Below are 856 nucleotides of genomic sequence, written 5' to 3' on the forward strand. Positions count from 1 at the left end.
TAGGGCCAATCGACATTCAGGATTCTCACGAGGTGAGATGTCTGATTCATAGGGCTCCGTTCGATGGACGGAGCCCTTTTGATGTCGGCCAAGCGCTATGAACTGAACCAAGCGCAGTGGGAGCGGATCGCGCCGCTGTTGCCGGGCAAGGCAGGTGATCCTGGGCGGACGGCGCAGGACAACCGGTTGTTCGTCAACGGCGTGCTGTGGGTGCTGCGATCCGGCGCGCACTGGTGCGACCTGCCTGAACGCTACGGCCTGTGGAAGACGGCCCACAAGCGGTTCAGCCGCTGGTCCAAGGCAGGCGTCTGGGATCGGGTGTTCGCCGATCTGATCAAGGATCGGGACAACCAGTACCTGATGATCGACAGCACTCTGGTTCGCGCCCATCAGCAGGCGGCGACCGGAAAAGGGGGGCCTGCGATCAGGCTCTGGGGCGCTCCCGAGGCGGACTGACCACCAAGATCCACATGGCCGCCGACACCTTGGGCCGCCCCATCCGCTTTATTCTGACGCCGGGCCAGAGCGGCGACGCCCCGGCCGCGCCCGCTCTGCTCGCTGGCTTCCAACCCCAGGCCGTCCTCGCCGATAAGGCCTACGACTCCAACGCCCTGCGTAAGATCATCGCCGACCTCGGAGCCCTGGCCGTCATCCCGTCAAACCGGACGCGCAAGGTGCTCATCGCCCACGACGTCCAGGCCTATCGTGCCAGAAACCGCATCGAGTGCTGCTTCTCAAAGCTCAAGCACTTCCGGCGCTTCGCCACCCGCTACGATCGCAGGACCGTTCACTTCATGGGCTTCGTCCTACTCGCCGCCGCCATGATCTGGATGCGGTGAATGTCGATCCGACCTAG

Annotated in this window: 1 pseudogene; it reads left to right on the top strand. The window is 64.0% G+C overall.

From position 1 onward, the window contains the following. Positions 1-81 precede the first annotated feature (81 nt). Positions 82-839 (top strand): annotated as a pseudogene (locus I4Q42_RS25820) (IS5 family transposase). Positions 840-856 lie beyond the last annotated feature (17 nt).

It is taken from the genome of Caulobacter hibisci, assembly GCF_016135805.1.
Classification (GTDB): domain Bacteria; phylum Pseudomonadota; class Alphaproteobacteria; order Caulobacterales; family Caulobacteraceae; genus Caulobacter; species Caulobacter hibisci.